Source organism: Falsiroseomonas oryziterrae (assembly GCF_021864505.1).
Taxonomy (GTDB): domain Bacteria; phylum Pseudomonadota; class Alphaproteobacteria; order Acetobacterales; family Acetobacteraceae; genus Falsiroseomonas; species Falsiroseomonas oryziterrae.
In genome coordinates, this window is record NZ_JAKJIB010000583.1 from 1 (window position 1) to 1,265 (window position 1,265).

Below are 1,265 nucleotides of genomic sequence, written 5' to 3' on the forward strand. Positions count from 1 at the left end.
CGCGGCAGGTTCCCGGGCAGCCCGCCGCCGGTGATGTGCGCCGCCGCCTTGACCAGGCCCGCCCGGTGCGCGGCCAGCAGGGGCTTCACGTAGATCCGGGTCGGCGCGAGCAGCGCCTCGGCGACGGTCGCGCGCGCCGCGAAGGGCGCCGGGGCGGCCAGCGTCAGGTTGGTCGCCGCCAGCACCCGCCGGACCAGGGAGAAGCCATTCGAATGCACGCCCGAACTGGCGAGGCCCAGCAGCACGTCGCCCGGCCCGATGTCGCCGCGCGGGAGCAGGTTGCCGCGCTCCGCCGCGCCGACCGAGAAGCCGGCCAGGTCGTAGTCCCCGCCCTTGTAGAGTCCCGGCATCTCCGCCGTCTCGCCGCCGACCAGCGCGCAGCCGGCGATCCGGCAGCCCTCGGCGATGCCTGCGATCACCTCCCGCGCCTGCGCGACCTCGAGCTTCCCGGTCGCGAAGTAGTCCAGGAAGAAGAGCGGCTCCGCGCCCTGCACGACGAGGTCGTTGACGCACATCGCGACCAGGTCCTGCCCGACCGTTCCGTGGATGCCGCTGTCGATCGCGAGCTTGAGCTTGGTCCCGACGCCGTCGGTGGAGGACACCAGCACCGGGTCTCGGAACCCCGCGGCCTTGAGGTCGAACAGCGCGCCGAACCCACCGAGGCCGCCCATGGTGCCGACCCGGTCGGTGGCGCGCGCCAGCGGCTTGATCGCCTCGACCAGCGCGTCGCCCGCCTCGATGTCCACGCCGGCGTCGCGGTAGGTCAGGCTGGTCATGGCAGGCCCCGATCGGCTATGCGAGGATGTTGCTATGAAGGAAGGCGCGATGCCGCTCGCCGGGGTCGGCAGACAGCAGGTGCACGCGATCCGCGCGGGGCGCGGAGACAACCACGCGCGCGTCCGCGGCGCAATCATCGCCCTCCTGCTGGCGTTCGGCCTTCTCGTCGCGCCCGCGACGGCGCAGGACAACCCGCTGGTGCAGCGCGACGTCCCGGCCGAGGCGACGGCCGAGAACGCGGTGGTCGCGCGGGAGCGCGCGCTCGCGGCCGGTCAGCGCCTCGCCTATGAGCGCATGGCCGCCCAGCTCGGCCTGCCCACCGGGCTGTCCGACCGCCAGATCGAGGCGCAGGTCGCATCCCTGGTCATCGAATCCGAGCGCGTCACCCCGCGCGGCTATGCGGCCCGCATCACCGTGAATTTCCGCGCACCCGGCGCCGCGCGCGCGCCCGCCGCCGCGGGCGAGGGACCGCAGGTGGCCGGCGCCGT

General features: G+C 74.4%; 2 protein-coding genes. One reads left to right on the top strand and one right to left on the bottom strand.

Annotated features, from left to right (window positions below; translation table 11 throughout):
* Positions 1-776 (bottom strand): phosphoribosylformylglycinamidine cyclo-ligase (gene purM / locus L2I40_RS23365; protein WP_237217747.1); only part of this gene is annotated, 776 nt, incomplete at its 3' end.
* A gap of 34 nt (positions 777-810) precedes the next feature.
* Between purM and L2I40_RS23370 the strand changes: the two genes are divergently transcribed.
* Positions 811-1,265 (top strand): hypothetical protein (locus tag L2I40_RS23370; protein WP_237217748.1); only part of this gene is annotated, 455 nt, incomplete at its 3' end.